This is a genomic window from Mucilaginibacter mallensis, assembly GCF_900105165.1.
Classification (GTDB): Bacteria; Bacteroidota; Bacteroidia; order Sphingobacteriales; family Sphingobacteriaceae; genus Mucilaginibacter; species Mucilaginibacter mallensis.
The window spans coordinates 4,479,103-4,505,359 of record NZ_LT629740.1 but is presented as its reverse complement, the minus strand read 5'-3'; the positions used below and the strand labels follow the sequence as shown (position 1 = coordinate 4,505,359).

The window sequence follows — 26,257 nt, the reverse complement described above, 5'->3', positions numbered from 1 at the left end:
ATAGATTAATTGTTTTTCTTATTTATCCGACTGTTTACTGATTACTTGCTTATAAATAGCATTAAATATGTGCTATTGTAGTTGTTTGCAGTTGAATGTTTTGGCATAGTGGTATCATGTTTGACTTGATATCAATACAAAACATTAAACAGAATGACAAAGATTGAGTTTAACACCCTAGTATTACGTCAGGCCAGTTCATTAAGGTCATATGCTTTACACTTTACGCATGACGCAGACGATGCTAACGACCTTGTCCAGGATACAATGTTGAAAGCCATAACTTATTACAATAAGTTTAAAGAAGGCACAAATTTAAAAGGATGGTTATATACCATCATGAAAAATACCTTCATCAACAATTATCGCCGTTTTGTTAAAATGAGCACATTTGTTACCAAGTCTGATGAGATTTCATCACCAAACCTGGTATTCAGTTCAACAAAAAATCAAGGGGAATCAAAATTTGTGATGGATGATATTAAACGTGCCCTTGATCGCCTGCCTGAAGATTATTATGTACCGTTCACCATGTACTTTGAAGGACATAAATACCATGAAATTGCCGATCATTTAATTATTCCTATCGGAACCGTTAAAACCCGCATACACGTTGCCCGCAAGCTATTAAAGAAAAGTTTAAAAGCTTATGATAACGGCGTTAAAAAACCAATATACGCCGAAGAATTTTAACACAATTAAACTCAACATATACTATCAGAAGAACCCATTTTATATAAAATGGGTTCTTCCTTTTTTAAAGCCTATGCAGTAAAAAATATTGTATGTATTATTGATAAATTGAATAAAGCTGCCCAACTATGATAAAAAAATTAGCCTTATCCATTTGTATTGTATTGTTTTTAACGCATGTAAATGCGCAAACTACGGCTGATAGTACCATTAAAAATCTGCCGGATAACACAACAAAACACAAGCCTGATACTACCATCCGGCACAAAACTGATACAACGGCAAAGCCTGTTGCTATTATTCACTCTCCCGACAGCATCTCAAAAGCAATCGCGGTTATTCATCCGGCCGATAGCGCACAACACTCGCCGCTTAAAACACTTACTTATGAGCAATACAGCGCCCTATTAAAAGGAGAAGACCTGTATAATATGAACCTGGTGGCCGTATTAAACCATTTTCCGATGCCTGATGAGGTGGTAAAGTATAAAAAAAGGATTGATCTTAGTCCGATACAGATCAATAAAATAACTGCCATTGCTACCGAGCTGCACCGCAAAAGAGTGGAGATGGGCGGTATCATCATTAAAAATGAGCAAACGCTTGATGATTTGTTCAAAGGAGGAAAATTAGATGAAGGCAGTGTTATTTTTTATGCAAACCGTTACGGATTATACCAGGGCGAGCTCAGAACGGCCATTTTAGTAGCCTGTTATAATACGGAAAGGTTGCTTGGTCCGGCTCAGATCAAACATCTTGAGTCATTGGAAAATCATAAATAATCAATATTCCGTTTCATTTAGTTAAATTAGCGGCCTCAATACAAAGTATGAAGATTACGTTTGATTTTGAAAAGCCTTTAGCTGACCTGCAATTGCAGATTGAGAAAGTGAAGCAGCTTGAAGATAAAAATAAACTGGACATGTCCGCTTCGGTTGCAGAACTTGAAGAAAAGCTGGAAACCGCGAAGCGCGAAATATATGCTAACCTCACCGGCTGGCAAAAGGTACAGATATCACGCCACCCCGAAAGGCCATATACCTTACAGTATATTGAGCTGATGTGTGACGATTTTATTGAGCTGCATGGCGACCGGACCGTGGGCGATGATAAAGCTATAATAGGTGGCTTTGGCTCTATAAACGGGCAAACTGCTATGTTTATTGGCCAGCAAAAAGGCCGTAATACCAAGGAGCGGCAGTACCGCAACTTTGGGATGGCTAACCCCGAGGGTTACCGCAAGGCATTAAGGCTGATGAAGCTTGCCGAAAAATTCAACAAACCGGTTATTACTTTAATAGATACCCCCGGAGCATTCCCCGGCCTAGAGGCTGAAGAACGCGGACAAGGCGAGGCTATTGCACGTAACCTGATGGAAATGTCGGTACTAAAAGTGCCTATTATTTGCATAATTATTGGCGAAGGTGCATCGGGCGGCGCGTTGGGCATTGGTATTGGCGATAGGGTGTTGATGCTGGAAAACTCATGGTATTCGGTTATCTCTCCTGAAAACTGCTCAACCATCCTTTGGAAAACATGGGAAAATAAGGAAAGAGCAGCTGAGGTTTTAAAACTTACCTCAAGCGAAATGCTGAAGAATAAGCTGATTGATGGCATTATAAAAGAACCACTTGGCGGAGCTCACCAGGATCCGGTTGCTATGGCATCAACCCTGAAAAAACAGCTTTTAAAAGATCTTAAAATATTAAAAGAAAAAAATATTGATGATGTAGTTACCGAGCGAATTGATAAATTCTGCTCAATGGGCGTAGTGATAGAAGAATAAGCAACGCTTATTGCTTCTTTAGCCATTCTGCATCTTTCCCGCCACTATTATAGGTAATTACCTTATAATAGTGGTTGGTTGAATCCTTTATAAACTGAAACTTTAGATTCGCCTCAGTTATATAAAACATATCACCATCTCCATAGTGTAATTGTACTTTAGGCAATTTATCCTGTGGATTAGTGTCCTCAACAAATAACGTATTGTTTTCAAGTGTAATGATCAATTTGTGCTGATTGTTATAAACATATGTGCCTGTATAAGCTTGTAAAGTATTTTTATCAGTTGCAACCTCTTTGTTAGCAGTATAATTCAGATATGGCTTGTTAAACATAATAGCAGATAACCCCATATTTACAGACAGCAAACTTTGCCCGAAGTTGCCAAAATTATTCAGCAAAATAATAGTGATATCCTTATCAGGATAATAAACAAAATTTGCCATAAAACCAGGCAAGCCGCCACTATGCGTAATGTATTTGTTGCCGTAGAGCGTATCAATCCACCAACCATCACCATAATTGCCGAGGTTTGGCGTAAAGGCCTGTTTCCACGAAGCAGCAGATAAGATCTCACCTTTTGCAATGGCTTTACTCCATTTATAAAGATCTCCGGTACTGCTATAAATAGATCCGGCAGAATAAGTAACCGTGGAATCCCATTTTACAGCAATGTTATGCCGGGTGCTATCAAAAACATCGTAGCCTGTTGCTTTTGCAGCGTCCTTTAAATTAATATAGTCGAACCCGGTATGATGCATTTCGAGAGGGGTGAAGATCAACTGCCTTAGCACTTGCTGATACGGCTTGCCTGTTATCTTCTCTATGATCATTCCTAACAGAAAATATCCGGAATTACTATAACTGAATTTTGTTCCCGGTTTAAATAGCAGGTCCTTATTAATAAATACATCCAATGCTAATTGCCTATCTATGGGGTGGCTAACTATAGCCGAATCTTCGGGCCCGATATCGTCAGTATAATTATAAATGCCCGAAGTGTGATTTAGTAAATTTTGTATAGTGATTTGGTCAGCGCCCTTTTGATCTGGAAAATATTTACTTAACCTGTCATTTACAGATAATTTGCCCTCTTCCTGTAGCTTTAATATAATAATTGCTGTGAAGGGTTTGGTTAAAGAACCTATCTGATAAAGAGTGTTATTATCGTTGAGCGTATGCGCTGAAAAATTCTTCCAGCCGTAACCTTTTTGTAGGATGATCTGCCCGCTTTTTGCCACTAATGCGGTGCCATTAAACTGCCCGGCTTTAACTGCAGAGGTTAAATAGTCATCCAGTTTGGCAGCTAATGAATCGATATTAGCATTTTGCTGCGCCTGTAAATTGGATGAAAAAAATATTAATAACGATACAAAGGCAAAGAGGCGTGGTATTTTCATAGCGTAATTTCAGTTTAAGGCGCAGATAATTAATTGAATAGAGAACTGCTTTGGCTAATGGTTTAATAAGTTATTAAATTAAGCATTTTAAAATAAAACAAGATATTTTACACTTTTTACAAATTTGCTTTTGATAACGAAAAAATCGCCTTATATTTGCATTCCTTTTTGGGGTGGATAACAAACCATAGGAGATTGCCTGATAGTATAATGGTAGTACGACGGTTTTTGGTACCGTTTGTCTAGGTTCGAATCCTGGTCGGGCAACAAAATTTGATTTCGGATTTCGGGTTTTTGATTTCGGATTTTTTTCCGGTTTAAAAAATCGAAATCCGAATTGTTTTATAGTAGCTTTGGCAACAGGATATTCAAGCTGATTAAATATTCTAAATCATTATAAATCAAATCTGAAATTGAAATAATATAGAAGATGCCTTTACAGTTTAACCCCATTAAGTTATTTGCAGGTTCAGGTACTACGGTACTGGCGCAAAATATTGCTGATGCTTACGGGCGCGAATTAGGGGAGGTGACCCTCTCAGTATTTAGTGATGGCGAATTTCAGCCGCATTTTAATGAATCAGTACGTGGTTGCGATGTGTTTTTGATACAATCAACCAACCCGCCAACTGATAACTTAATTGAATTACTAATGCTGATCGACGCGGCACGTAGGGCATCGGCGCATTATGTAACGGCAGTTATCCCTTACTTTGGACTGGCACGCCAGGACAGAAAAGATAAACCACGTGTGGCAATCGGCTCAAAGCTGGTAGCTAATTTATTGGTTGCAGCGGGTATTAACCGCATTATGACCATGGATCTGCACGCGGCACAGATACAAGGATTTTTTGATATCCCGGTTGATCACCTGGATGCTTCGATCATTTTTGTACCTTATATAAAAAGCCTGGGCTTAGGTAATTTAACCATTGCCTCGCCGGATATGGGCGGTTCATACAGGGCACGCAGCTTCGCCAAGTTTTTTAATGCCGAAGTTGTTATTTGCGATAAACGTCGTAAGCGTGCAAATGAAATTGAATCAATGACACTGATAGGTGATGTAACCGACCAGGACATTGTACTGATAGATGATATTTGTGATACCGCGGGTACACTGGCTAAAGCAGCAGCCCTGATTATGGAGCGTGGCGCACGTACCGTAAGAGCGGTTTGTACACACCCGGTACTATCAGGCAAAGCATATGAAACTATCGAGAATTCGGTATTAACTGAATTGATAGTTACTGATACAATACCACTAAAACACAAAAGCGATAAGATAAGGGTATTAACAACCGCTAAATTGTTTGCAAGTGCTATTGAAAATGTAAACGAACACGGCTCAATAAGCCAGTTGTTTAAGGTGGATTGAGAAAGTTCATGGCTGATGGTTCATAGTTCATAGTTTTTGAACAACAGATCATCATAATAAAAAGAGAATACACAAGGTGGGCATAGTTTACTATGAACTATGAACCATCAACTATTAACAAGAATAAATAAAAACAAATGAAATCAATTGCTATTAGCGGTTCTTTAAGAGAGAACGTAGGGAAACGAGACGCGAAGGAATTGCGTTACCAGAGCCTGGTACCAGCAGTACTTTACGGTGGGCCAACCCAAACCCACTTTGCAGTGTCCGCAGCTGATTTGAAAGCCGTAGTTTACACACCGGTTGTTCATTTCATCGATTTACAAATTGCTGGTGTAACTTCACAGGCTATCATTAAAGATATCCAGTTCCACCCATTAACTGAGCAGATCATCCACGTAGATTTTCTGTTGTTAGATGAGAAAAAACCAGTTACCATTGAAATTCCGATCAAATTAACCGGAAGCTCATCAGGTGTTAAAGCAGGTGGTAAATTAGTTCAGAAACTAAGAAAATTACGTATCAAAGCATTACCTAAAGATCACTTAGATGCGATTGAAGTGAGCATTGAAGGCTTAGAAGTGGGTAAATCAGTAAAAGTTGCTGAAATTAAAGTTCCTAACCTGACTATTACTAACGCTATTGAAGATACCATTGTATCGGTAACTACTTCACGTGCATTACGTCAGGCTGAGCAGGAAGCTGCTTCAGGCAAAAAATAAGCCCCCCGGCCCCCTGAAGGGGGAGTTAAGGGTTAACTAATTTGAACAGCGATAAGTTTACTTATCGCTGTTCTTGTATAGAAATAATATCTTCGCATAGCGATGGGTTTCAAACCTGGAGTGTCCGAAAGAAGCGTGGCTTTGTGCGATTCCCCTCTTGAGAGGGGTGTAGGGGTGTGTTATTATGCATGCGGAATAACACACCCCTGCAGCCGCACCGTCAACACGCCCCCTCTCAAGAGGGGAACATAGATCTTCCGAACACTCAAAGATTCAAATTCATCATTATTATAAAGATAACTACGCAAATCAAAAATCCCCCTTTAGGGGTTAGGGGCTTATGAAATATCTTATAGTTGGTTTAGGTAACATTGGTCCGGAATATGCTGATACCCGGCATAACATCGGGTTTATGGTGTTGGATGAAATGGCCAAGCAGGAAAATGTTAAGTTTTATAACATGCGACTGGCTTATTATACTGAGGTAAACTATAAAAGCCGTACACTATACCTTATTAAGCCAACAACCTATATGAATTTAAGCGGTAAGGCCCTTAACCATTGGATGAAGGAACTGAAGATCCCCGTTGAAAACGTATTGGTTATTGTTGATGATATTGCCCTGCCATTAGGTACGCTACGCCTGAAACCTAAAGGAAGCGCTGCAGGCCACAATGGCTTAAAACATATTGAAGCGACCCTTGGCAACAATGAATACGCACGCCTGCGTTTTGGCGTGAGTGATAACTACCCCAAAGGCCGGCAGGTTGATTATGTACTGAGCGGCTTTGATGATGATGAAAAACCTGAACTGCCTGCCCTTATCGACCGCTCTATTGAAATTATAAAAAGCTTCGCCACTATTGGTACGGAACTTACTATGACTAAGTATAATAGGTAGCCAGTGTTAACTTAAACTAATCTTTTAGTTAAAGTTTGTTAAATGCTTTTTTGTCTGTAAAAAGTAAAATACCTTTACCTGTATAAAAATACCTTTACCTATCTGTAACGAACGGATAACTTCCACGTCTACCTAAACAACTGTTAACTGTCATATGAGAAAAATTTTACTAACAGCATTGTGCTGTTATTTTTATGCCCTGGCATTGGCTCAAAATGCTGCTCCAACTGTAATTGTTAAAGGTATAGTGATCGACTCGGTGACCAACCAGCCGCAGGGCTATGTTACCGTAGCATTACAGGATGCCCAAACCAAAGTACCCGTAAAAAGTAATTTAACAAAAGATGACGGCAGCTTCGAGCTGAAGGCTCCCGCAGGAAAAAAGTATCAGTTGGTATTGGCTTTTGTAGGATATAGCACTAAGGTTATTAATATATCATCTGCCGCCGGCATCACAAACGCAGGTAAAATAAAACTGAAACCGGCTACCAATCAATTAAAAGAGGTTTCGGTAACCGCAGTAAAGCCCCTGATGCAGCAAGAGGTTGACCGTATTAGCTATAACGTAGCCTCCGACCCGGAAAGTAAATCGATAACTGCGCTGGATATGATGCGAAAGGTGCCCTTATTAACGGTAGATGCGAATGATAACATACAGCTGAAAGGCAGCGGTAACTATAAAATATTGGTAAATGGTAAAGAATCAGCTTTGCTGGCTAAAAGTCCGTCGGATGTATTGCGGTCCATGCCGGCTACCAACATTGTAAAAATTGAAGTGATCACCACACCACCTGCAAAATACGATGCGGAAGGTTTAGCCGGGATTATTAACATCATCACCACAAAAAATGCCGACCAGGGCTATAACATTGGTGTTAATGCGCGCTATAATACAATTTGGGGCCCCGGCGTCAATTTAAATGGCACGGTAAAGGAAGGTAAGTTCGGTTTTTCTGGCTACGCAGGCCTGGGCCGACAAAACAAATCCACAAATCCCTTTGATAATACACAAACTTTTTTTAACCCGGCATCTGTTTTAACACAATCAGGCAGTGCCGATTATACCGGCAACTACAAGTATTTTGATGGTGAATTTAGCTATGAGATTGATTCGCTTAACCTGGTTACCGCGTCAATTGATTTTAATAATGGTGTAAATAATAATGGCGAAGGCAGTTTTACACAAACTGTGATGAACAATATTATCTCGCAGCAATATGCTACAAACAATAGCAGTACTTCAAAGTATACTGGTGTTGATGCAAGCATTAATTATCAGCTAGGGTTTAAAAAGAGTAAGGATCAGTTATTGACCTTGTCATACAGGTATAGTTATTCTCCTGATAATGAATATAATCAGAACTTATTTACTGATACTGTTAATTATCGCCAGCCAAATTTCCGTCAATACAACAATTCCGGAGAAAGAGATCAAACAGTACAGATCGATTATGCGCAGCCTTTTAAAAAATTCAGTCTTGAGGTAGGTGGTAAAGCCATCTTCAGAAATAACTTCAGTAATTTCCACCAAGATACATTGGCTAACACGCAAAACAATGAATACCTGCAAAATGACGAGCAAACCAACAACTTTAACTATCACCAGGATGTATACAGCTTATATAACTCATACCAGGTAAAATTAAAGGACTGGACAGGAAAAGCCGGGTTACGATTAGAGGAAACTACTGTTAATGCTGATTTTAGTTCAGTGGGTTCTACCTTAAACACAAATTATACCAATCTTATTCCGTCGGTTTCTATACAGCGCCAGTTTAAAAATAACAGTATCAATTTTGGGTTTACAGAGCGTATACAACGCCCTTCTATAAGTGAGTTAAATCCTTTTGTTGACAGGTCCGATCCGCAATTCATCAGCTCGGGTAACCCTAATCTGAAACCAGAATTAAACCATGTATTCGAGTTGAATTACAGTCATTTTTCAAAAGCATCAATAAATACAGGGTTTAGTTATTCGTTCTCCAACAATTCTATCCAAAACGTAACCAGCCTTAAAACGGAGACGATAGGTAATCAACTGGATACAGTTACTTACTCAACATATCAAAACTTAGGCAGCAACAGAACTTTAGGTTATAACATTAATGCTAATATTCCTATAACATCAAAACTATCAGTAAACATTAATGGTTTGTTAAACCGCTTATGGTTGCAGGGTTTTTATAATGGAACTTCTTACAAAAATAGTGGTTACATGGGCAATATGTTTACAAGCATCAGTTACAAATTTACAAGCGGCTACCGCATTGGGATGAACACCGGTTACTTTAGTGGCAACGTAACTTTACAGGGAAAATCAAGTTATTTTATATTTAATTCCTATGTATTCAGTAAAGATTTCCTGAATAAAACCGCCAGCATATCCTTAGTAGCTAATAACCCATGGAGCAAATATTGGCATGGAAGTTCAACAACCAACACTCCTGATTTTTCACAGGTGGATAATCATGAACAAACATATCGTACATTTGCCCTAAGGGTAAGCTACAAGTTTGGCAGATTGAACAGCGACATCAAGAAAAATCAACACGGGATAGATAACGACGATACGAAAAGCAGCAGCAAAGGCACAGGCAATCAATAATAACAAATGAAAGTATACGGCATTAAAAATTGTAATACAGTTAAAAAAGCGCTCGACTGGTTTAAAGATAATGGAGTTGATTATGAATTTCATGACTTTAAAAAGTTAGGCATCAACGATGGGAAATTACAGGAATGGGATAGCAAAGCAGGCTATGCCCATTTTATGAATAAGCAGGGCCTTACATGGAAACAGCTTGATCCATCGGTAAAGGAAAGCGTAAAAGGCGTTGCTGAAGCACTGCCACTATTGAAAGATAAAACCAGTATGATAAAACGGCCGGTTATTGAAGACGGCGGATTTTTATTCTTTGGCTTTGATGAGCAGGCTTATAAGCAGCATTTTAAAAAATAATAGCCGTTAAGCGGTTATAAAATAGCAGCCCCGGTTGGTAAAATAATACCTGAATTATTAACGTTCAGGTAACAATTATTTTACTAATCGGGGCTTCTCCGTATTTTATATTATCTTTCGGTCGATTTTTAACTGATTGACAACTAAATGAAATTTAAACTGCTTGCCGGTATAATACCGGCTTTTGTTGCTATTATTAATGTGAGCCAGGCACAGCAACAAACCCCACAGCCTGTAGCCGCAACAGACACTTCTAAACCTGTTAGCAAATACAATTACCGCGATGCTTTTGGTCCGTACTTTTACACAAAGAATGGAAACGAGAACCGTGCAGCCGATGGGCAACCCGGGCCGAAATACTGGCAAAACCGTGCCGACTACCAGTTAGCAGCTACGCTGGACGATAAAACCAACGAAATTACCGGTTCTGAAACAGTTACCTATACCAACAACAGTCCGCAAAAATTAGGCTTTTTATGGATGCAGGTTGAGCAGAACCTTTTTAAACAGGATTCAAGGGGTACGGCTATTGTACCGTTAACGGGCAGCCGTAACTGGGGCCGCGGACAAGTATTTGACGCGGGTGATAAAATAAAATCAATTAAGGTTGATGGTGTTGAAGTAAAATACCTGATAACCGATACCCGTATGCAGGTGTTTTTACCAAAAGAACTTGCTGCTAACGGTGGCAAGGTAAAAGTGCAGATAGAATGGTCATTTACACCGCCAAATTACGGATCGGACCGTATGGGGGTATTGGATACTAAAAATGGTAAAATATTCCAGATAGCGCAATGGTACCCGCGTATGTGTGTGTATGATGATGTGATGGGATGGAATACGCTGCCTTATACTGGTCCGGGTGAGTTTTACCTGGAGTACGGCGACTTCGACCTGAGTATTACCGCGCCTGCAAACCACATTGTATTTGCATCAGGTGAGTTACAAAACCCTAAAGAAGTTTATACGTCGGAACAGCAAAAACGCTGGGCACAAGCTGCTGAAAGCGAAAAAACGGTACTTATCCGTACTGCGGCCGAAGTTACCGACCCAGCTTCGCGCCCGGCTGGCAAATCAACATTAACCTGGCATTTTAAGATAAAAAACGCGCGTGATGCTTCTTGGGCATCTTCAGCGGCGTTTATTGTTGATGCAGCTAAGATGGATTTGCCAAGCGGAAAAAAATCAATAGCTATATCGGCCTACCCGGTTGAAAGCGATGGCAACGATGCATGGGGGAGATCAACCGAATACGTAAAAAAATCTATCGAATATAACTCGGCCAAATGGTTTGAGTATCCTTATCCGGCTGCTACCGCTGTTGCTGGAATTGTGGGCGGTATGGAATACCCGGGTATTGTTTTCTGCGGATCAAAAGCCAAAGGAAAAGGCCTGTGGGGTGTTAACGACCATGAGTTTGGCCATACCTGGTTCCCAATGATAGTAGGCTCAAACGAGCGTTTATATGGCTGGATGGATGAAGGATTTAATACCTTTATCAACGGCTTATCAACTGCCGATTTTAATAATGGCGAGTACAAATCAACCAGGCCATCTGATATGCATATGACAGGTGCCAGGTTTACCGCGCCTGATCTGGAGCCTGTGTTAACTGCCCCGGCTGATTTAAAGGAAGCGCATACGGGTACTTTATTATATGCAAAACCAAGCGTAGGTTTAGTTTTATTACGTGAGCAGATTCTGGGTCCAGAACGTTTTGATCGCGCATTCAGAACTTATATTGAAAGATGGGCCTATAAACACCCAACACCTGATGACTTTTTCCGCACGATGGAAAATGTATCGGGCGAGAGTTTGCAATGGTTCTGGAGAGGCTGGTTCATTAACAACTGGAGACTTGATGTAGCTGTTAGCGATGTTAAATATGTAGATGGCGACCCAACAAAAGGAGCGTTGATCACTATTGATAATCTTGACAAAATGGCTATGCCGGTAATATTGGAGATAAAAACCAAGAGCGGTAAAACCGAGCGTATAAAATATCCGGTTGAGATATGGGAACGCTTCGCCACCCGTACTTTTAAATATCCATCAACCGAACCTATTGAGTCGGTTACATATGACCCGGACAATGTATTGCCCGATTATAACCCGGCAAACAATGTCTGGAAAAGTAAAGAATAAAACAAAAAAACCGGTTAAGCCGGGTTTTTTGTTTTAAAACATATATTTTTAATCCGACATGAACGACATCAGCATTGAACAGATCCGCCCTGAATTAACCTGGAAATTGCGCCGGGATATTTTATATCCACAGCAAAAAATGTTTGAGATGGAGATCGACGAGGATAACGATGGATATCATTTCGGCGCGTTCCAAAATAATAACCTGGTGGCGGTGGTGTCCCTGTTTAAGCGGGATGATAGCTGGCAGTTCAGGAAATTTGCTGTTGAAGCATCGGTACAAAGTAGGGGTATCGGCAGCAGGCTGTTGCAGTATATTGCCAATTTTGCTATCAGCGAGGGCGGTACAAGGCTTTGGTGCAATGCCCGGCTTACGGCCATCCCATTCTACTTAAAGCACGGTTTTGTGCAAAAAGGCGAGCATTTCTCAAAGAATGGGTTTGATTACGAGATCCTGGAAAAGGATCTGTCGGCATAAAAAAAGCCGGCTTATAAAATAAACCGGCTTTCAACCAAACTAATTATATATTGAAAAATTTACTCACCACAAAGATGCAGTATCAGCATAAAGTCAATGTTAAACTATTGATAAACTATACTCCTAAGGTTATTAGTTAACTTGGCATTATCGGTAGCTTTATTATATTTGCTTGTGGCTAAACACAGGCCACCTTATGAAACATGGCTAAGAAAAATACTGATGCTCCAAAGCATACTCCCGTTGTAAATGAAACTTCGCTTTCTTTTTTCGAAAAATATATAAATAATCCGTCGCCTACCGGTTTTGAGTGGAAGGGGCAGGAAATGTGGCTTGAATATTTAAAGCCTTATATTGATGAGCATTATGTAGATAATTATGGCACCGCGGTTGGTATCATCAACAAAGATGCTGCCTATAAAGTAGTTATTGAGGCGCATGCTGATGAAATTTCATGGTTTGTAAACTATATCACCAGCGATGGTTTGATATATGTTATCCGCAATGGTGGATCTGACCACCAGATAGCGCCATCAAAAAGGGTTGACATTCATACCGATAAAGGCATTGTAAAAGCTGTTTTCGGCTGGCCTGCTATACATACCCGTGGTGCAGGTGATAAAGAGGAAGCACCGACATTGAAAAATATTTTCCTGGATTGCGGCTGTACTTCAAAGGAAGAGGTAGAGAAGCTGGGTATCCATGTAGGTTGTGTAATTACCTATGAGGATGAGTTTATGATATTGAACGATCGTTACTATGTAGGTAGAGCACTGGATAACCGTGCCGGTGGTTTTATGATAGCCGAAGTTGCCCGTATGCTTAAAGAGAACAAGGTGAAGCTGCCATTTGGCTTATACATTGTAAACTCGGTGCAGGAGGAGATAGGTTTACGCGGTGCCGAAATGATAGCGCATCATATTAAACCAAATGTTGCTATTGTTACCGATGTTACGCATGATACTCAAACCCCAATGATCAACAAAATAACCCAGGGCGACCTGGCTTGTGGCAAGGGGCCGGTAATATCATATGCACCGGCAATTCAGAATAATTTAAATAAGCTATTGATCCAATCGGCAGAAAAAGCAGGGATACCGTTCCAGCGCCAGGCATCATCACGCTCTACGGGTACCGATACCGATTCATTTGCTTATTCAAATGGCGGCGTACCTTCGGCATTAATATCGTTGCCATTGCGTTATATGCACACTACAGTTGAAATGATACATAAAGAAGACGTGGATAATGTTATCCGCCTTATTTATGAAGCCTTGCTGAACATAAAAGATGGGCAGGATTTTCGCTATATTAAATAATTTCGTTTCAAAACATTTTTGCTAAAAAAACGGTATAAAGGTTACGAAGTTTATGAAAATGATCAAATAAAAATGTCATATTTACAGTTAATAAAACACACCTAAAGAATATATGAAACCTACATTACTGATACTGGCCGCGGGTATGGCCAGCCGCTATGGAAGCATGAAACAAGTTGACGGCTTTGGTCCTAATGGCGAAACAATAATTGATTACTCTATTTATGATGCTATAAAAGCCGGTTTCGGTAAGGTTAGCTTCATTATTCGCGAGGAGTTTGCTGACAATTTTAAGGCTATTTTTGAGCCTAAGCTAAAGGGGCGTATCGAAACAGATTACGTTTATCAAAGTTATGACCTTACCCAATTTGGTATTGATAAAACTATTGAGCGTGCAAAACCATGGGGTACTGCACATGCGGTATTAGCTGCCCGTAACCAAATTAATGAACCATTCTGCGTTATTAATGCGGACGACTTTTATGGTTATGACTCATTTGAAAAAATGGCTAAATTTTTAACTACCGAAGTTAGTGATGATACATACTCTTTGGTAGGCTACCAGATTGATAAAACATTATCTGAATATGGTTCAGTATCGCGCGGTGTTTGTAAGGTTGATGAAAACGGCAACATGGTTGAGATCAACGAGCGTACCCAGGTTTACTTTAAAGATGGCGGCGTAGTGTATGAAGAAGGTGGCGTTGAAACACCATTATCTACTGATACCCGTGTATCAATGAACTTCTGGGGCTTTAGTCCGGCAGTATTTAAGCAAAGCGAGCCCATGTTCAAAAGGTTTGTTGAGGCTAATGAGGATAAACCAAAATCAGAATTCTTTATCCCTTTAGTTGCTGATGAGTTGATAAAAAGCGGCACTGCCTCATTTAAAGTGATCCCAACTGCATCAAAATGGTTTGGTGTTACTTATAAAGAAGATAAGCCTATCGTACAGAAATGCATCTCTGATTTGGTAAACAGCGGTGTTTATCCGGAGAATCTTTGGGCGTAAGAGAACCAGGATTTAAGGATTTAATTGATTTACAGGATATGTGAATCAATTAAGACCAACAAAACATAACCCACGCGTCATTGCGAGGTCCGAAGTAATCCCCGATTAGCAGAACCGCTCTGTATAGTTAGGAATTGCTTCGTACCTCGCAATTGTAAGGGTTTAGTAATTCGGTAACAGAATTAGGTATTATTTTTTGTTGTTTAGGGAGGCCATATCGATAGGTTTTTTGCCGTTGATGCCTTGATGTGGACGTTCCCAGTTGTAGTAGACGAGATACTTTAAGAGTTCGTCTTCCAATTCTTCTAGACTGTCAAAGTCTGTATCTTCAATCAGGTCTTCTTTAAGCGTTCGCCAGAAGCGTTCCACCTTGCCGTTGGTTTGTGGCCGGTAAGGCTGCATATAACGGCGCTTAATGCCTGTTTCCATCAGCATTCTTTCGAAGGGATGGTTGCGTTTTTGCAAACTGGTGGAAGTACCGAACTCCGGGCCATTATCAGCAATGACCTCCTCGAACTGGATACCGAACTCCCGCTTAAGTGCCTGCATGCAATGCAGGGCAGTAAACATAGTGGTAAGCGCGGTGATGTCCGGCATCACCTGTACCCAGGCCAGGCGGGAATAATCGTCCAATACGCAAATCAGGTAAAGCTTCCTGCTTTGTCCCCTGATCACGCTTTTACTCAGGTGATGACAGTCAATATGTCCTAACTGGCCCATACGTTCTTTGATGATCTTTCGCTTTACTTCTTTATCTGCGACGGTTAAACGGTTCTTATTGTGCCGCTTCAGGATGTTGTATACGCCTGAAGGCGATGGCGTAAAGTTATTAGCTTTTTGCTTAAACTGGTCGGCTATCTCGAACTTATTGCAGCCCCTCAACCGAAGGTCAAGTACTTGCTGCTCATCTTCAGGAGCGGGGCGTCGTGTACTGTACTTTGGCCCTCGTTTGGCAGGCAGCAGATCCTGTTCATTACCTGATTGTTTAAAACGGTTATAATACAGTAAAAAACTCCTTGGATCGGTATCATGGGCCGCATAAAACTCTTTGGCAAACCTGTAGTTCAGATGTTCACCCCGTTTAACCTGCTCATATTCGCTGATCAGAAAACGGTACTTATTCAGATAATTCCGTTTTAATGTGAGGTCATTATTAATGTTGCGCATAACTTTCTTAGCTTATTTGTTTAAAGCTAATTCTGTTACCGAATTATCTGACCTTTACAGCAATGACGCTTTGTTTTTGTATTAGGTTTGGGATATCTTTAAGCTGTTATTATATTCAACCTACTCGAATTAAAATGAATCCTATTACCTTTTCAACAAAGCTTGACTATAAAACTTATATGAAGCTTAATTTACAAAGATCATATCAAGGCCGTAGAAGCTGGCAAGGAACTATAATATGGCTGTTTGTAATCACTTTTGGTTTTGCAACGTATAATAATTTCAAAACCTCGCATGAAATAACTGATTTGATAATATTTTCAGCATTTGTGTTAGTGTTGTTTATTAGGCCTTATATAAATGCAAAAAACATGTATAAATCAACTCCGAATATTGGAGAAGAAATGTTTTGGAAAATAGATGAAACAGGTGTTGAAATAAAAAGCAAATCATCTTTAACATGGAGGGGATGGGACAGCATTACTAAGTTTTCTGAAAACAAACAATGGTTTTCTATTTGGTTTAATGATACACAAAGCACCTATTTTCCAAAAAGCGCCGTTTCTGAAAAAGAGCTTTATGAAATAAAGAAGCTAATGTTTGTTAACGGGAAGAAAGGATTATAATAACTCATTTATTGTTTTAGATTGATATTTTTCCATTCTTCCGGCAACGTTCCCGAAGAATTATTACATTTGAATCTACCAATTCGTAAAAAATGAAACGTTATTGTTATTCGCTCGTTATCCTGTTAGTAATTTATTCATCTAACCTGTTTGCCCAGCAACATATGGATACAGAAATATTAGGAAATGCCGAAAGCGTAACACAGCAAAATAACGTTTTGCTTATCAAAACAAAAGAAGCCGAAGCAAGAGTTTGGGTATATAGTCCTACTATTATAAGGGTAAGCATCAGCAAGGAGCATAGTGCTGATAGTTCATTCGCGGTGGTAAAAGATCCTGAATCTACTTTAAATTATAAGGAAACTGCTACTGATATTACCGTAAGTACTTCAGCATTAACATTGCATATCAACAAATCGCCACTGAGGTTTGATTTTTCTACTGCTGATGGTAAGGTGCTGAGCGAGGATGATCCACGTTTTGGCACTAACTGGCAGGGGACAAGAGTAGTTAATTACCGCAAACTATATAAGGATGAGCGGTTCATTGGTTTGGGTGAAAAGACGGGTAATCTTGACCGCAGGGGAAGCGCTTATGTGAACTGGAATACCGATGCTCCCGATCATGGCCCTAAAACGGACCCTTTATATGAAACCTTCCCATTTTTTGTGGGCCTGCACAATGGCCTGAGCTACGGGCTGTTTTTTGATAATACACATAAAAGTTATTTCGATTTCGGAGCCTCAACCGATGAGCAAATGAGCTGGTTTGGTGCCGATGGCGGTGATATGAACTATTATTTTTTCGGCGCGCAAAGCGTGGCGCAGATTATTGAGGATTATACCTGGCTAACCGGCAGAATGGAAATGCCGCCGCTCTGGAGCCTTGGCTATCAGCAATGTCGCTGGAGCTATATGAGCGCTGAGGAAGTGCTTGACATCGCCAGTAAATTACGAGAAGATAAGATCCCTGCCGATGTAGTGTATTGCGATATTGATTACATGGATCACTATAAAATATTTACCTGGAACAAGCAGACTTTCCCTGATCCGAAAGGGATGATAGACAAGCTTAAAGCCATGAACTTTCACCTCGTTACTATTGTTGACCCGGGTATTAAGGTTGAGGATGGCTATAAACAACATGATGAGGGTGTAGCCAAAGGATATTTTGCCACCTATCCCGATGGTGAAAAATACATTGGCAGCGTATGGCCTGGCCGCTGTTATTTCCCCAATTTTACAGACAAGGCGGTGCGCGACTGGTGGGGGGCATCATTTACCGCTTTAACCGAGCCTGGTGTTGAGGGTTTCTGGAATGATATGAATGAACCCGCTGTATGGAATCAAAGCATCCCGTGGATGGTGAAATTCGGCAAGTATTATATGCCCGAGATACGTAATGTTTACGGTATGCAAATGGCCGAGGCTACCTATTTAGGTACTAAAAAGATCTTAGGAAATAAAAGACCGTTCGTGCTTACACGCGCGGCTTATTCAGGCACACAACGCTTCTCAGCCGTGTGGACGGGGGATAACTCTGCCTATGACGCGCATATGCTGCTCGGTCAGCGCTTGGTGAATAGTTTGGGTATAACAGGCATGTCATTGGTAGGGGTGGACATTGGCGGGTTTACAGGCAACCCAACACCTGAGCTGATGGTCCGCTGGAACTCATTAGGGGTGTATACGCCCATGTTCCGTAACCACGCCGCGCAAGGTACCAATTACCGCGAACCATGGCGCTGGGGCAAGGATAATGAGGCTATCATTCGCAAGGATATAGAACAGCGTTATAAATTGCTGCCTTATATTTATTCCGGTTATTATCAATCACACCAAACGGGCTTGCCGTTAAGTCGCACGTTGGCTATTGATTACACACAGGAGGACAGTATCTTCTCCGAGCATTTCCAAAACCAGTTTATGTTCGGCGATGCCATTTTGGTTGCCCCGGTTGAAAGTACTAAGTTTAATGAAGATGTTTACCTGCCCAAAGGCGAATGGTACCGCTTGAGCAGTGGTGAGAAATTTGTGGGCGGCCGGATCATTAATGCACCCGCTCCGTTAACAGATCTACCCGTATTTATAAAAGGCAGCGCCATTATCCCCATGCAAAACCTGGTACAAAGCACCAGCGAAAAAGGTGATGGGATCCTGAAAATCAATGTTTGGTATGGTTCAGCAGCTAATTCATTTGTTTATTATGAGGATGATGGTTCATCTTATGATTATCAAAAAGGTGTTTATTACAAACGTAATATCAGCTTTGATCCTGCAAAAAATGTGATCAGTTTATCAGCTGTTGAAGGTTCATTCGTATCAAAATATAATAAGATTGAGCTGGTACTACATGGTTTTAAAGGGCACCTGAAAACCTTTAAAGTAAATGGCAAGGATACGAAGATATGGCCGAATACCGGTGATGGTACTGATTATAGTTTGTTTGTTAATGAGAATAAGGAGATAAAGATTCAGTATTAGTATATCTTGTCTCTTACCCGGCGTCATGGGGGAACAAGCAATCCCGGCGAATTGCATGTTGCAGACTTGTCACATGGTATCGCTTTTCGCTAAGAAGTCACTTTTTGTCTTGATACAAAAAGTAACCAAAAAAATCAAGACAACAAGGATGCTTCCCAGCTCCCTGCCGGTTCTTCACGCTTTTTTCGCTGTTCGATACTTCGTATCTCCCATCACACAAAAAGCTAAACCGGCATTCCCGCCTACGCTGGCCCGCCCTTGTTGTCAGGGCCGACGCTTTTTTGATCCGTTTCAGTTAAGCTTCTTCCCCCGTCAGTAGAACAGCTTCGGGTGAAATCAGGCAAAACGATGGTGGCCTTGCGTAATGGCAGGGCATAGCAGATTTTTACTGAAGCGTGGGGCATGAGCGGCGAAGCAGGGGGTAAAAATATAGCAGCCCAGGTTTTGCCTGATTTGCAGCGCAGAGGCTTTGTGCGGTAAAGAAGCATTTCTGCTGACTTGATTTTTTGTTTCTTTTGTATCAAGACAAAAGAAATAGGCCTTAGCGGCTATGAGCGATACCATGCGACTCAATAGATAAATCAACCTGCTCCGTATTGCATAGAGATTGCTTCGTACCTCGCAATGACGCGTGGAGATAATTAACCAAAAAAAAGCCCGGCTGGAAAACCAGCCGGGCTTGGTATATGATCCCTTTCGGGCTATTATTTTACTTCTTCAAAGTCAACATCAGTAACATTGTCGGCATTACCTTCAGCGTGTGCTTCTGGTCCTGCTTCACCTGCGCCTGGTTGTTGTCCTGCGTCAGCAGCAGCTTTGTACATATCTTCTGATGCAGCTGTCCATGCAGTGTTTAACTCATTCTGGGCAGTTTCAATTGCAGAAAGATCTTTTGACGCGTAAGCGGCTTTCAATTTTGTTAAGCCTTCTTCAATCGGTGCTTTTTTGTCAGCAGGGATCTTATCGCCATACTCCTTCAATTGTTTTTCAGTTGAGAAGATCAGGGCATCAGCAGAGTTCAGTTTTTCAACTTCTTCTTTTGCTGCTTTGTCAGCATCAGCGTTAGCTTCAGCTTCTTCTTTCATCTTCTTGATATCAGCATCTGATAAACCTGAAGAAGCTTCGATACGGATCTTTTGCTCTTTACCGGTAGCTTTATCCTTAGCTGCTACGTGTAATATACCGTTAGCATCAATATCAAAAGTTACTTCGATCTGAGGTACGCCACGAGGTGCTGGTGGTATTCCATCTAAGTGGAAACGGCCAATAGTACGGTTGCCTGAAGCAATTGGGCGCTCACCTTGTAATATGTGGATCTCTACTGACGGCTGGCTATCAGACGCAGTTGAGAAAGTTTCAGATTTTTTAGTTGGGATAGTAGTGTTAGCTTCTATCAGTTTGGTCATTACACCACCCATAGTTTCAATACCTAATGAAAGCGGGGTAACGTCTAATAATAACACATCCTTAACTTCGCCGGTTAATACACCACCTTGAATAGCAGCACCAATAGCTACCACTTCATCAGGGTTTACACCTTTTGAAGGTGCTTTACCGAAGAATTTTTCAACAGCTTCCTGTATAGCAGGGATACGGGTTGAACCACCTACTAAAATGATCTCGTCGATATCAGTAGTTTTTAAGCCTGCATTTTTCAATGCTGAACGGCAAGGATCGATAGTACGTTTGATTAAGCTATCAGCTAATTGCTCAAATTTAGCGCGGGTTAAAGTTTTAACCAAGTGCTTAGGCATACCATCATTAGCAGTAATGTATGGTAAGTTAATTTCAGTTTGAGTAGTGCTTGATAATTCAATTTTAGCTTTTTCAGCCGATTCTTTTAAGCGTTGCAGCGCCATAGGGTCTTTACGCAGGTCGATGCCTTCGTCGCTTTTAAATTCGTCAGCTAACCAGTCGATAATTACCTGGTCAAAGTCGTCACCACCTAGGTGAGTATCACCGTCGGTTGCTTTTACTTCAAACACGCCATCGCCAAGTTCAAGTACTGATACGTCATGTGTACCACCACCGCAATCGAACACAGCAATTTTCATATCGCGGTGTGCTTTGTCAAGGCCATAAGCCAGGGCAGCAGCAGTAGGTTCGTTTATGATACGACGTACTTTTAAGCCTGCAATTTCACCGGCTTCCTTAGTAGCCTGGCGCTGTGCATCGTTAAAATAAGCCGGAACGGTAATAACCGCTTCGGTAACTTCGTGTCCTAGGAAATCCTCAGCTGTTTTCTTCATTTTCTGAAGTATCATAGCTGAAATTTCCTGTGGAGTATATTTACGGTCGCCAATTTCAACGCGTGGGGTGTTGTTATCACCTTTAACCACGGTGTAAGGCACACGTGCAGCTTCTTTGGTAACTTCGTTAAAGTTGTTACCCATAAAGCGTTTGATTGAATAAATAGTTCTTGTAGGATTGGTGATAGCCTGACGCTTCGCCGGATCACCCACTTTACGTTCGCCGTTGTCAACAAAAGCTACTACTGATGGTGTAGTGCGCTTGCCCTCGCTGTTTGGTATAACTACAGGTTCATTACCTTCCATTACAGCCACGCAAGAGTTTGTTGTCCCTAAGTCGATTCCAATGATTTTAGACATATATATTGTTTTTTCTTGATTGAATAATTTAATTACAAAGTATTTAACAAGGCTTGTGCCAATGTTGGTTTGGCAGTTAATATTTAGCTAAAAGGCTGAAAGGAGAAAGCTGAAAGGTAATAAATAGTCAGATTGTAATAATTTGACGGTGACAGGTTGGCAGAATTTGACTTATGTCAATAGAAAGCAATACGCAAGATTACTTTATTGAAAGAGGTGTGTTTGATAAAAGCGACAATTATATTTAGGGTGTTTCCCTACGGGTCGGGTCTTCCGCTTATACTGCACAGGCCTTAGTCACAAGCCGGTATCCGCTTCAACCCCTAACACGAAACTTCGGGTTTAAGCACCATAGGTGTTCGGAAGATTTATTTTATTACAAATATTGAGCGTAGGGTCAGCCTGAGGTACTCGAAGGGTAAGCGTAAAGGCCTCTGCCCGCATGCTTCGAGCGCCTCAGCATGACCCTTTCTTTAATCTTCTGAACACTTATGGTTTAAGCACAGGTAGTACGCGTACACAGCAAGGGGTAGAAAATAAAAAAATGGCAAGCCTGAAAACAAGCTTACCATTTATAAATATAATCGTTTATATGACGTTGCTAATCCTTAAACCTTGCAATCGTCTTCCTCCCCAAATCATACGTCACCCTGAAAACCTCCTGGTTGTCATTAGCATGCCCGGGTGTAAAGTGGAAGCTGGCTATAAATTGCCCTTTAACACGGCCCGACAGGAAAGGTGTAAAGATCAGATCCACACGATCATAAAATGTTTTTTCGTAGTAAGAGTCGCCGTAGTAGATGATACTGCCCTGGCCTTTGTACAATTCTTCAAACACGGCAAACCTGTGGTAACCTGCATAAGCGCTGAACATAAATCCGTTACGCGTTTGCCAGCCTGTTTTGCCGCGTTCCCTTAAAAATGAGCTAAGGTTACCTGCTTCAAATGATAGGGAATCAAGGAATGTTTTATGGCTGAAGTTTAATCCTAAGCGCACTTCAACAGCACCATTGTCAAATATATGGTCGGTTGGTTGTAATATGGCAGCACCGGCATCATGCTCCATCATAAAGTAATCTCTTATATAAAACAGGCCATTGCCTGGTGTATATTTACCTTCGGCCCCGAATAAAAACTCTTCGCGCTGGGTATCGGTTTGGCGGCTCACCCAATCTATCCAGCCTGTTTGCCAGAAATGCTGGTTGCCATATCGCGCCAGCAAACCCTCAACATTGGGGCGGTAATACATCAAAGTATCATTCAGCATGGCACGCGGGTAGTCGTCTATTAATCCGGCCCTCGGGAATTCACCGGCATTAAATAACCATTTAGAGCTGTGATAATTGTAGTAAGCTATCGGCACAGCATTCAAAAAGTATGGCTGCGCGCCAAACTCATGTATGGCATTGGTACCTACCACAAAATGGTTCAGGCTATCCAGGTTCAAGCCGAAATCAATAGCGGTGCGTGTACCCGAATAAGTGCGTGAGCGCGGGATAAAGGCCTTATATTCCCGGTTATCCAGCCATGCCAGCGCATTGAAGTGAAAATCAACCGAAGCGGTGTTTACCTGCTTTGTTTTGGTTGTATCTGCTGAAAATGTTTGCTGCTGCATGAAATCGGTTTGCTGCTGCACAAAATTAGTTTGCGCAAAAGCTATCGCAGAGCTGAAAAAAGAAAGAATGATGAGTAAGTAGAATTTTTTGATCATTTGCTGGGGGTTATTCGACTGTAAATTTAACGATCCTGCTGTTCTTGCTGCCAACAAAAGGCTCTGTCTGGAGCGAAAATAGCAAATCGTACCTGCCTTTTTGCTTTGGGCTGACAATTGTGAAACTATAATGGGTGCTTTGCCCGGGCTTTAACGCAATTTTATTGAAACTAGTATCGGTAAGCTGTGATTGCATTTCGCCTTTTTCATTAAAGAAACAGGCCTCCATAAATACCTTGTGCTGCCAGCCTTTGTTGCTGAAATCGATAGCGTAAGGGTATGGATTAGTGATCGTGAGGTTAAATTTGATCTTTTGCCCCGGCGCTGCACTCATTTTATAGTTGCCGTTATCAATGATAACTTTTTGGTAAGTGCGCACATCGTCAACCCAGCCGCCATACCAGGTGCCGGCGCTAACTTTTATAGAGTCGGTAGTAACACCGGGTGAGTTGTAGGTTAGCAGATAATAAACACGTTTATGCTGCAGACTATCTTCAATAGGCCAGATATCAAATTGCGTGCTGCGGTAATAGCGGGAATCATAGGCAAAGCCCTTTAGCGTATTGTTGTAATAGTCGTATTTAGATGGGTTCTGAAAGCCTTCGTTGAATATTACATAATGATCGCCAACCTTTTGCTTTACCACATACGACCAGTTTTTAAACCCAAACTGACTCTGCAAACGACCTATAGGTATACCTGAAATTAAGCAGATTCTAATCGCAACAATAATAACAATATTGATGATGGCCACCGGGTAAAACCATTTGGGTATAACAGGTTTTTGAGCAAAGCTGATGAGAATGAGCAGGATCAAAGGGGCAAAGGCGATATAGGTCCACTGTGGTTGTACTTCGCCGCGGAAGGAGCTGATCAGGAAAAAGATAGGTGTGCCTATGCTATTAACCATTAGGCAGCGGGTGAAAGCATCGGTAACCCGTGCGCTGAAACCTCTGTAAAACAAGTACCAGCCAACAAGTGGCCCTGCCATTAATATCTGCCCTAATGGGTACAAGTAGGTAAACTCAGGATGATATTTATCTGCCGAACGCTCCGAAAGATGGTAGTTTAACGATGGAAAATTGTGGTGTACCTGCCACAAAATATGCGGTATAAATAACACGGCCGCCAGCACAACAATGAACCAGAACGACCAACGTTTTAATAAACTAAGGTTAGCCAGTACCGTAAAACCGATCAGCAGCACAGCATGGTATTTACTGTATAAAAGGCAGGCCACAACCAGTCCTAATACTAAAGCTAAAATCCAGCTATCGTTATCAATATAGCGCTGATAAAAATAATAGAACACTACCGCGAAGAAGAACAGCGGCGCATCGGGCGTGGTGGTAAAGCCGTACATATGCACCATGAACATGCAGGATATCACCACAATGAACAGCCTGGCATTAGCATTATATTTTTTAAGGATGAGCCATAATATGTATATCGATGCTGTGCTAACGGTAATGGTTAATATGCGCAAGCCCAGCTCGTTATGCATAATGCTATCGCCAAAGCGGATGAACAGGGCCACCATAGGCGGGTGATCAAAATAGCCCCAATCCAAAAATCGGGAGTAGAGCCAATAGTAGGCTTCATCGGCATGGAGCTCGAGGGTGTAGGCCTGAATGATGTTCAGGGCGGTCCACGCCAATAAGAAATACCAGATGGTTTTATTCGACTGAAAAGTTTTGTTTGCAGTTAGCTCCGGCATTAATGCTTGTGTTTGTTAAAGCTGTAAAGTTATAATAAAACCCTTTAAGCTGAAAGGCAGCAAATACATCGCCCCGATTAAAATATTTTTCTCACATTAGCCTCCAAGTTTTATCACCCAATGAAACGATCTATCGACATTATAAAACAACCGCGCATCCTGGTACTTAAAGAAATTGAACATTTAAGCACCGAACAATTAAATAAAGTACCAACAAGTTTTAATAATAATATTGCCTGGAACCTGGGCCATATGATTGCTGCGCAGCAAGGTATTTGCTACAAACGCTCGGGGCTTAATACCACAGTTAGCGAAGATTTTTTCCATACCTATAAACCAGGTACCAAGCCTGAGCGGTTTATTGATGAGGTAGAAATCGCATTTATTAAAGAACAATTATTCATAAGTCTTGAAAAACTGGAAGCCGACCTGGATAAAGAGATCTTTGTTGATTATACCAAAGTTATGACCCGTTATGGTATTGAATTAAGCAGTATTGAGGAGGCGGTAGCCTTTTTGCCTTTCCATGAGGGATTGCATATTGGGTATATTATGTCGTTGAGGAAGTTGGTGTAGGTTGATTATTGAAGCGTCATTGCGAGGTGCGAAGCAATCCCCGGCTGCATAGGGCAATTAGTATATCGTTTACCTATCGCATGCAGCCGCTCATTGCCGCGGAGGCTACTACTTTTGTCTTGATACAAAAGGTAGCAAAAAATCAAGACAAAAAGATCCTTCCGCCCACAGGCAAAACACCCAGGCCCGCGCTTTTTGTCGGGCCTTTACCCGCTTTTAATTACGGTTCAATTAAAGTTTCCTCATCTTAGGTAGCTCCGTCAGTAGAACAGCTTCTGGCGAAAACAGGCAAAACGATGGTGGCCTTGTGCAGTGGCAGGGCATAGCAGATTTTTACAGAAGCGCAAAGGCCAGGTGAGTAGCGACAGCAGGGTAAAAATATAGCAGCCTAGGTTTTGCCTGATTTGCAGCGCAATGGCCCTGTGCGGCAAAGAAGCATTTCGACTGACTTGATTTTTTGTTTCTTTTGTATCAAGACAAAAGAAATAGGCCTTAGCGGCTATGAGCGATACCATTCGACTCAATAGATAAGTAACCAGAGGAATTTGTACGGGAATTACTTCCCGAAACAAGTTCGGG

Annotated in this window: 21 protein-coding genes and 1 tRNA gene; 16 read left to right on the top strand and 6 right to left on the bottom strand. The window is 41.2% G+C overall.

Features of this window, described 5'->3' with window-relative positions; genetic code table 11:
- Positions 1-153 precede the first annotated feature (153 nt).
- From BLU33_RS18145 to BLU33_RS18135, 3 genes are all read left to right on the top strand, one after another.
- A complete protein-coding gene (locus tag BLU33_RS18145) occupies positions 154-693 on the top strand; it encodes an RNA polymerase sigma factor (protein WP_091376288.1) in 540 nt (179 codons plus the stop codon).
- A gap of 128 nt (positions 694-821) precedes the next feature.
- Entirely contained in the window at positions 822-1,475 is a 654-nt protein-coding gene (locus BLU33_RS18140) for a hypothetical protein (protein ID WP_091376285.1), read from the top strand.
- Between the two features lie 47 nt (positions 1,476-1,522).
- Positions 1,523-2,479 (top strand): acetyl-CoA carboxylase carboxyltransferase subunit alpha, encoded by a 957-nt coding sequence (locus BLU33_RS18135; protein ID WP_091376282.1) that lies wholly within the window; start codon positions 1,523-1,525, stop codon positions 2,477-2,479.
- Between the two features lie 7 nt (positions 2,480-2,486).
- On the opposite strand, the gene BLU33_RS18130 is transcribed toward BLU33_RS18135, so the two are convergent.
- Positions 2,487-3,878 (bottom strand): serine hydrolase domain-containing protein, encoded by a 1,392-nt coding sequence (locus tag BLU33_RS18130; protein WP_091376279.1) that lies wholly within the window; start codon positions 3,876-3,878, stop codon positions 2,487-2,489.
- 196 nt (positions 3,879-4,074) lie between these two features.
- Between BLU33_RS18130 and BLU33_RS18125 the strand changes: the two genes are divergently transcribed.
- From BLU33_RS18125 to BLU33_RS18080, 10 genes are all read left to right on the top strand, one after another.
- A tRNA-Gln gene (locus tag BLU33_RS18125) sits at positions 4,075-4,145 on the top strand.
- Positions 4,146-4,308: 163 nt separating this feature from the next.
- Positions 4,309-5,253 (top strand): ribose-phosphate pyrophosphokinase, encoded by a 945-nt coding sequence (locus tag BLU33_RS18120; RefSeq protein ID WP_091376276.1) that lies wholly within the window; start codon positions 4,309-4,311, stop codon positions 5,251-5,253.
- A gap of 137 nt (positions 5,254-5,390) precedes the next feature.
- Positions 5,391-5,975 carry a 50S ribosomal protein L25/general stress protein Ctc gene (locus BLU33_RS18115; RefSeq protein ID WP_091376272.1) on the top strand — a complete coding sequence of 195 codons (585 nt, stop codon included), beginning with the start codon at positions 5,391-5,393 and terminating at the stop codon, positions 5,973-5,975.
- Positions 5,976-6,315: 340 nt separating this feature from the next.
- Complete coding sequence (pth, locus tag BLU33_RS18110) at positions 6,316-6,876, top strand: aminoacyl-tRNA hydrolase (RefSeq protein WP_091376269.1); 561 nt, start codon at positions 6,316-6,318, stop codon at positions 6,874-6,876.
- Between the two features lie 154 nt (positions 6,877-7,030).
- Complete coding sequence (locus BLU33_RS18105; RefSeq protein ID WP_091376266.1) at positions 7,031-9,481, top strand: outer membrane beta-barrel family protein; 2,451 nt, start codon at positions 7,031-7,033, stop codon at positions 9,479-9,481.
- A gap of 6 nt (positions 9,482-9,487) precedes the next feature.
- A complete protein-coding gene (locus BLU33_RS18100) occupies positions 9,488-9,835 on the top strand; it encodes a Spx/MgsR family RNA polymerase-binding regulatory protein (RefSeq protein WP_091376263.1) in 348 nt (115 codons plus the stop codon).
- 147 nt (positions 9,836-9,982) lie between these two features.
- Positions 9,983-11,980, top strand: a complete 1,998-nt coding sequence (locus tag BLU33_RS18095) for a M1 family metallopeptidase (RefSeq protein ID WP_091376260.1) — start codon at positions 9,983-9,985, stop codon at positions 11,978-11,980.
- Between the two features lie 58 nt (positions 11,981-12,038).
- Positions 12,039-12,458, top strand: a complete 420-nt coding sequence (locus tag BLU33_RS18090) for a GNAT family N-acetyltransferase (protein WP_091376257.1) — start codon at positions 12,039-12,041, stop codon at positions 12,456-12,458.
- 203 nt (positions 12,459-12,661) lie between these two features.
- Complete coding sequence (locus BLU33_RS18085) at positions 12,662-13,777, top strand: M42 family metallopeptidase (protein ID WP_091376254.1); 1,116 nt, start codon at positions 12,662-12,664, stop codon at positions 13,775-13,777.
- Between the two features lie 112 nt (positions 13,778-13,889).
- Positions 13,890-14,789: a nucleotidyltransferase family protein gene (locus BLU33_RS18080; protein WP_091376251.1), complete on the top strand. Its 900-nt coding sequence runs from the start codon at positions 13,890-13,892 to the stop codon at positions 14,787-14,789.
- A gap of 189 nt (positions 14,790-14,978) precedes the next feature.
- Here the strand turns inward: BLU33_RS18080 and BLU33_RS18075 are convergent, their stop codons facing one another.
- Complete coding sequence (locus BLU33_RS18075) at positions 14,979-15,956, bottom strand: integrase core domain-containing protein (protein WP_091375511.1); 978 nt, start codon at positions 15,954-15,956, stop codon at positions 14,979-14,981.
- Between the two features lie 134 nt (positions 15,957-16,090).
- Between BLU33_RS18075 and BLU33_RS18070 the strand changes: the two genes are divergently transcribed.
- On the top strand, positions 16,091-16,582 hold the full coding sequence (locus tag BLU33_RS18070) for a YcxB family protein (protein ID WP_091376248.1): 492 nt from the start codon (positions 16,091-16,093) through the stop codon (positions 16,580-16,582).
- 92 nt (positions 16,583-16,674) lie between these two features.
- A complete protein-coding gene (locus tag BLU33_RS18065; RefSeq protein WP_232009328.1) occupies positions 16,675-19,065 on the top strand; it encodes a glycoside hydrolase family 31 protein in 2,391 nt (796 codons plus the stop codon).
- Positions 19,066-19,307: 242 nt separating this feature from the next.
- On the opposite strand, the gene BLU33_RS18060 is transcribed toward BLU33_RS18065, so the two are convergent.
- From BLU33_RS18060 to BLU33_RS18045, 4 genes are all read right to left on the bottom strand, one after another.
- Positions 19,308-19,589 carry a hypothetical protein gene (locus BLU33_RS18060; protein WP_091376244.1) on the bottom strand — a complete coding sequence of 94 codons (282 nt, stop codon included), beginning with the start codon at positions 19,587-19,589 and terminating at the stop codon, positions 19,308-19,310.
- Between the two features lie 180 nt (positions 19,590-19,769).
- A complete protein-coding gene (gene dnaK, locus BLU33_RS18055) occupies positions 19,770-21,674 on the bottom strand; it encodes a molecular chaperone DnaK (protein ID WP_091376241.1) in 1,905 nt (634 codons plus the stop codon).
- Between the two features lie 601 nt (positions 21,675-22,275).
- A complete protein-coding gene (locus BLU33_RS18050; protein WP_091376238.1) occupies positions 22,276-23,385 on the bottom strand; it encodes a hypothetical protein in 1,110 nt (369 codons plus the stop codon).
- Positions 23,386-23,395: 10 nt separating this feature from the next.
- The gene (locus BLU33_RS18045) at positions 23,396-25,102 is read right to left on the bottom strand and encodes an ArnT family glycosyltransferase (RefSeq protein ID WP_091376235.1); all 1,707 of its coding nucleotides are present in this window, start codon (positions 25,100-25,102) and stop codon (positions 23,396-23,398) included.
- Positions 25,103-25,222: 120 nt separating this feature from the next.
- Between BLU33_RS18045 and BLU33_RS18040 the strand changes: the two genes are divergently transcribed.
- A complete protein-coding gene (locus BLU33_RS18040) occupies positions 25,223-25,678 on the top strand; it encodes a DinB family protein (RefSeq protein WP_091376233.1) in 456 nt (151 codons plus the stop codon).
- Positions 25,679-26,257: the final 579 nt, after the last annotated feature.

What these genes read in the sequence shown, in the direction of transcription:
- dnaK (WP_091376241.1), bottom strand. Translation starts at nt 21,674, where the DNA reads ATGTCTAAAATCATTGGAATCGACTTAGGGACAACAAACTCTTGCGTG.
- BLU33_RS18105 (WP_091376266.1), top strand. Translation starts at nt 7,031, where the DNA reads ATGAGAAAAATTTTACTAACAGCATTGTGCTGTTATTTTTATGCCCTG.
- BLU33_RS18120 (WP_091376276.1), top strand. Translation starts at nt 4,309, where the DNA reads ATGCCTTTACAGTTTAACCCCATTAAGTTATTTGCAGGTTCAGGTACT.
- BLU33_RS18070 (WP_091376248.1), top strand. Translation starts at nt 16,091, where the DNA reads ATGAATCCTATTACCTTTTCAACAAAGCTTGACTATAAAACTTATATG.
- BLU33_RS18085 (WP_091376254.1), top strand. Translation starts at nt 12,662, where the DNA reads ATGGCTAAGAAAAATACTGATGCTCCAAAGCATACTCCCGTTGTAAAT.
- BLU33_RS18090 (WP_091376257.1), top strand. Translation starts at nt 12,039, where the DNA reads ATGAACGACATCAGCATTGAACAGATCCGCCCTGAATTAACCTGGAAA.
- BLU33_RS18050 (WP_091376238.1), bottom strand. Translation starts at nt 23,385, where the DNA reads ATGATCAAAAAATTCTACTTACTCATCATTCTTTCTTTTTTCAGCTCT.
- BLU33_RS18080 (WP_091376251.1), top strand. Translation starts at nt 13,890, where the DNA reads ATGAAACCTACATTACTGATACTGGCCGCGGGTATGGCCAGCCGCTAT.
- BLU33_RS18095 (WP_091376260.1), top strand. Translation starts at nt 9,983, where the DNA reads ATGAAATTTAAACTGCTTGCCGGTATAATACCGGCTTTTGTTGCTATT.
- BLU33_RS18075 (WP_091375511.1), bottom strand. Translation starts at nt 15,956, where the DNA reads ATGCGCAACATTAATAATGACCTCACATTAAAACGGAATTATCTGAAT.
- BLU33_RS18065 (WP_232009328.1), top strand. Translation starts at nt 16,675, where the DNA reads ATGAAACGTTATTGTTATTCGCTCGTTATCCTGTTAGTAATTTATTCA.
- BLU33_RS18040 (WP_091376233.1), top strand. Translation starts at nt 25,223, where the DNA reads ATGAAACGATCTATCGACATTATAAAACAACCGCGCATCCTGGTACTT.
- BLU33_RS18130 (WP_091376279.1), bottom strand. Translation starts at nt 3,878, where the DNA reads ATGAAAATACCACGCCTCTTTGCCTTTGTATCGTTATTAATATTTTTT.
- BLU33_RS18100 (WP_091376263.1), top strand. Translation starts at nt 9,488, where the DNA reads ATGAAAGTATACGGCATTAAAAATTGTAATACAGTTAAAAAAGCGCTC.
- pth (WP_091376269.1), top strand. Translation starts at nt 6,316, where the DNA reads ATGAAATATCTTATAGTTGGTTTAGGTAACATTGGTCCGGAATATGCT.
- BLU33_RS18115 (WP_091376272.1), top strand. Translation starts at nt 5,391, where the DNA reads ATGAAATCAATTGCTATTAGCGGTTCTTTAAGAGAGAACGTAGGGAAA.
- BLU33_RS18045 (WP_091376235.1), bottom strand. Translation starts at nt 25,102, where the DNA reads ATGCCGGAGCTAACTGCAAACAAAACTTTTCAGTCGAATAAAACCATC.
- BLU33_RS18140 (WP_091376285.1), top strand. Translation starts at nt 822, where the DNA reads ATGATAAAAAAATTAGCCTTATCCATTTGTATTGTATTGTTTTTAACG.
- BLU33_RS18135 (WP_091376282.1), top strand. Translation starts at nt 1,523, where the DNA reads ATGAAGATTACGTTTGATTTTGAAAAGCCTTTAGCTGACCTGCAATTG.
- BLU33_RS18145 (WP_091376288.1), top strand. Translation starts at nt 154, where the DNA reads ATGACAAAGATTGAGTTTAACACCCTAGTATTACGTCAGGCCAGTTCA.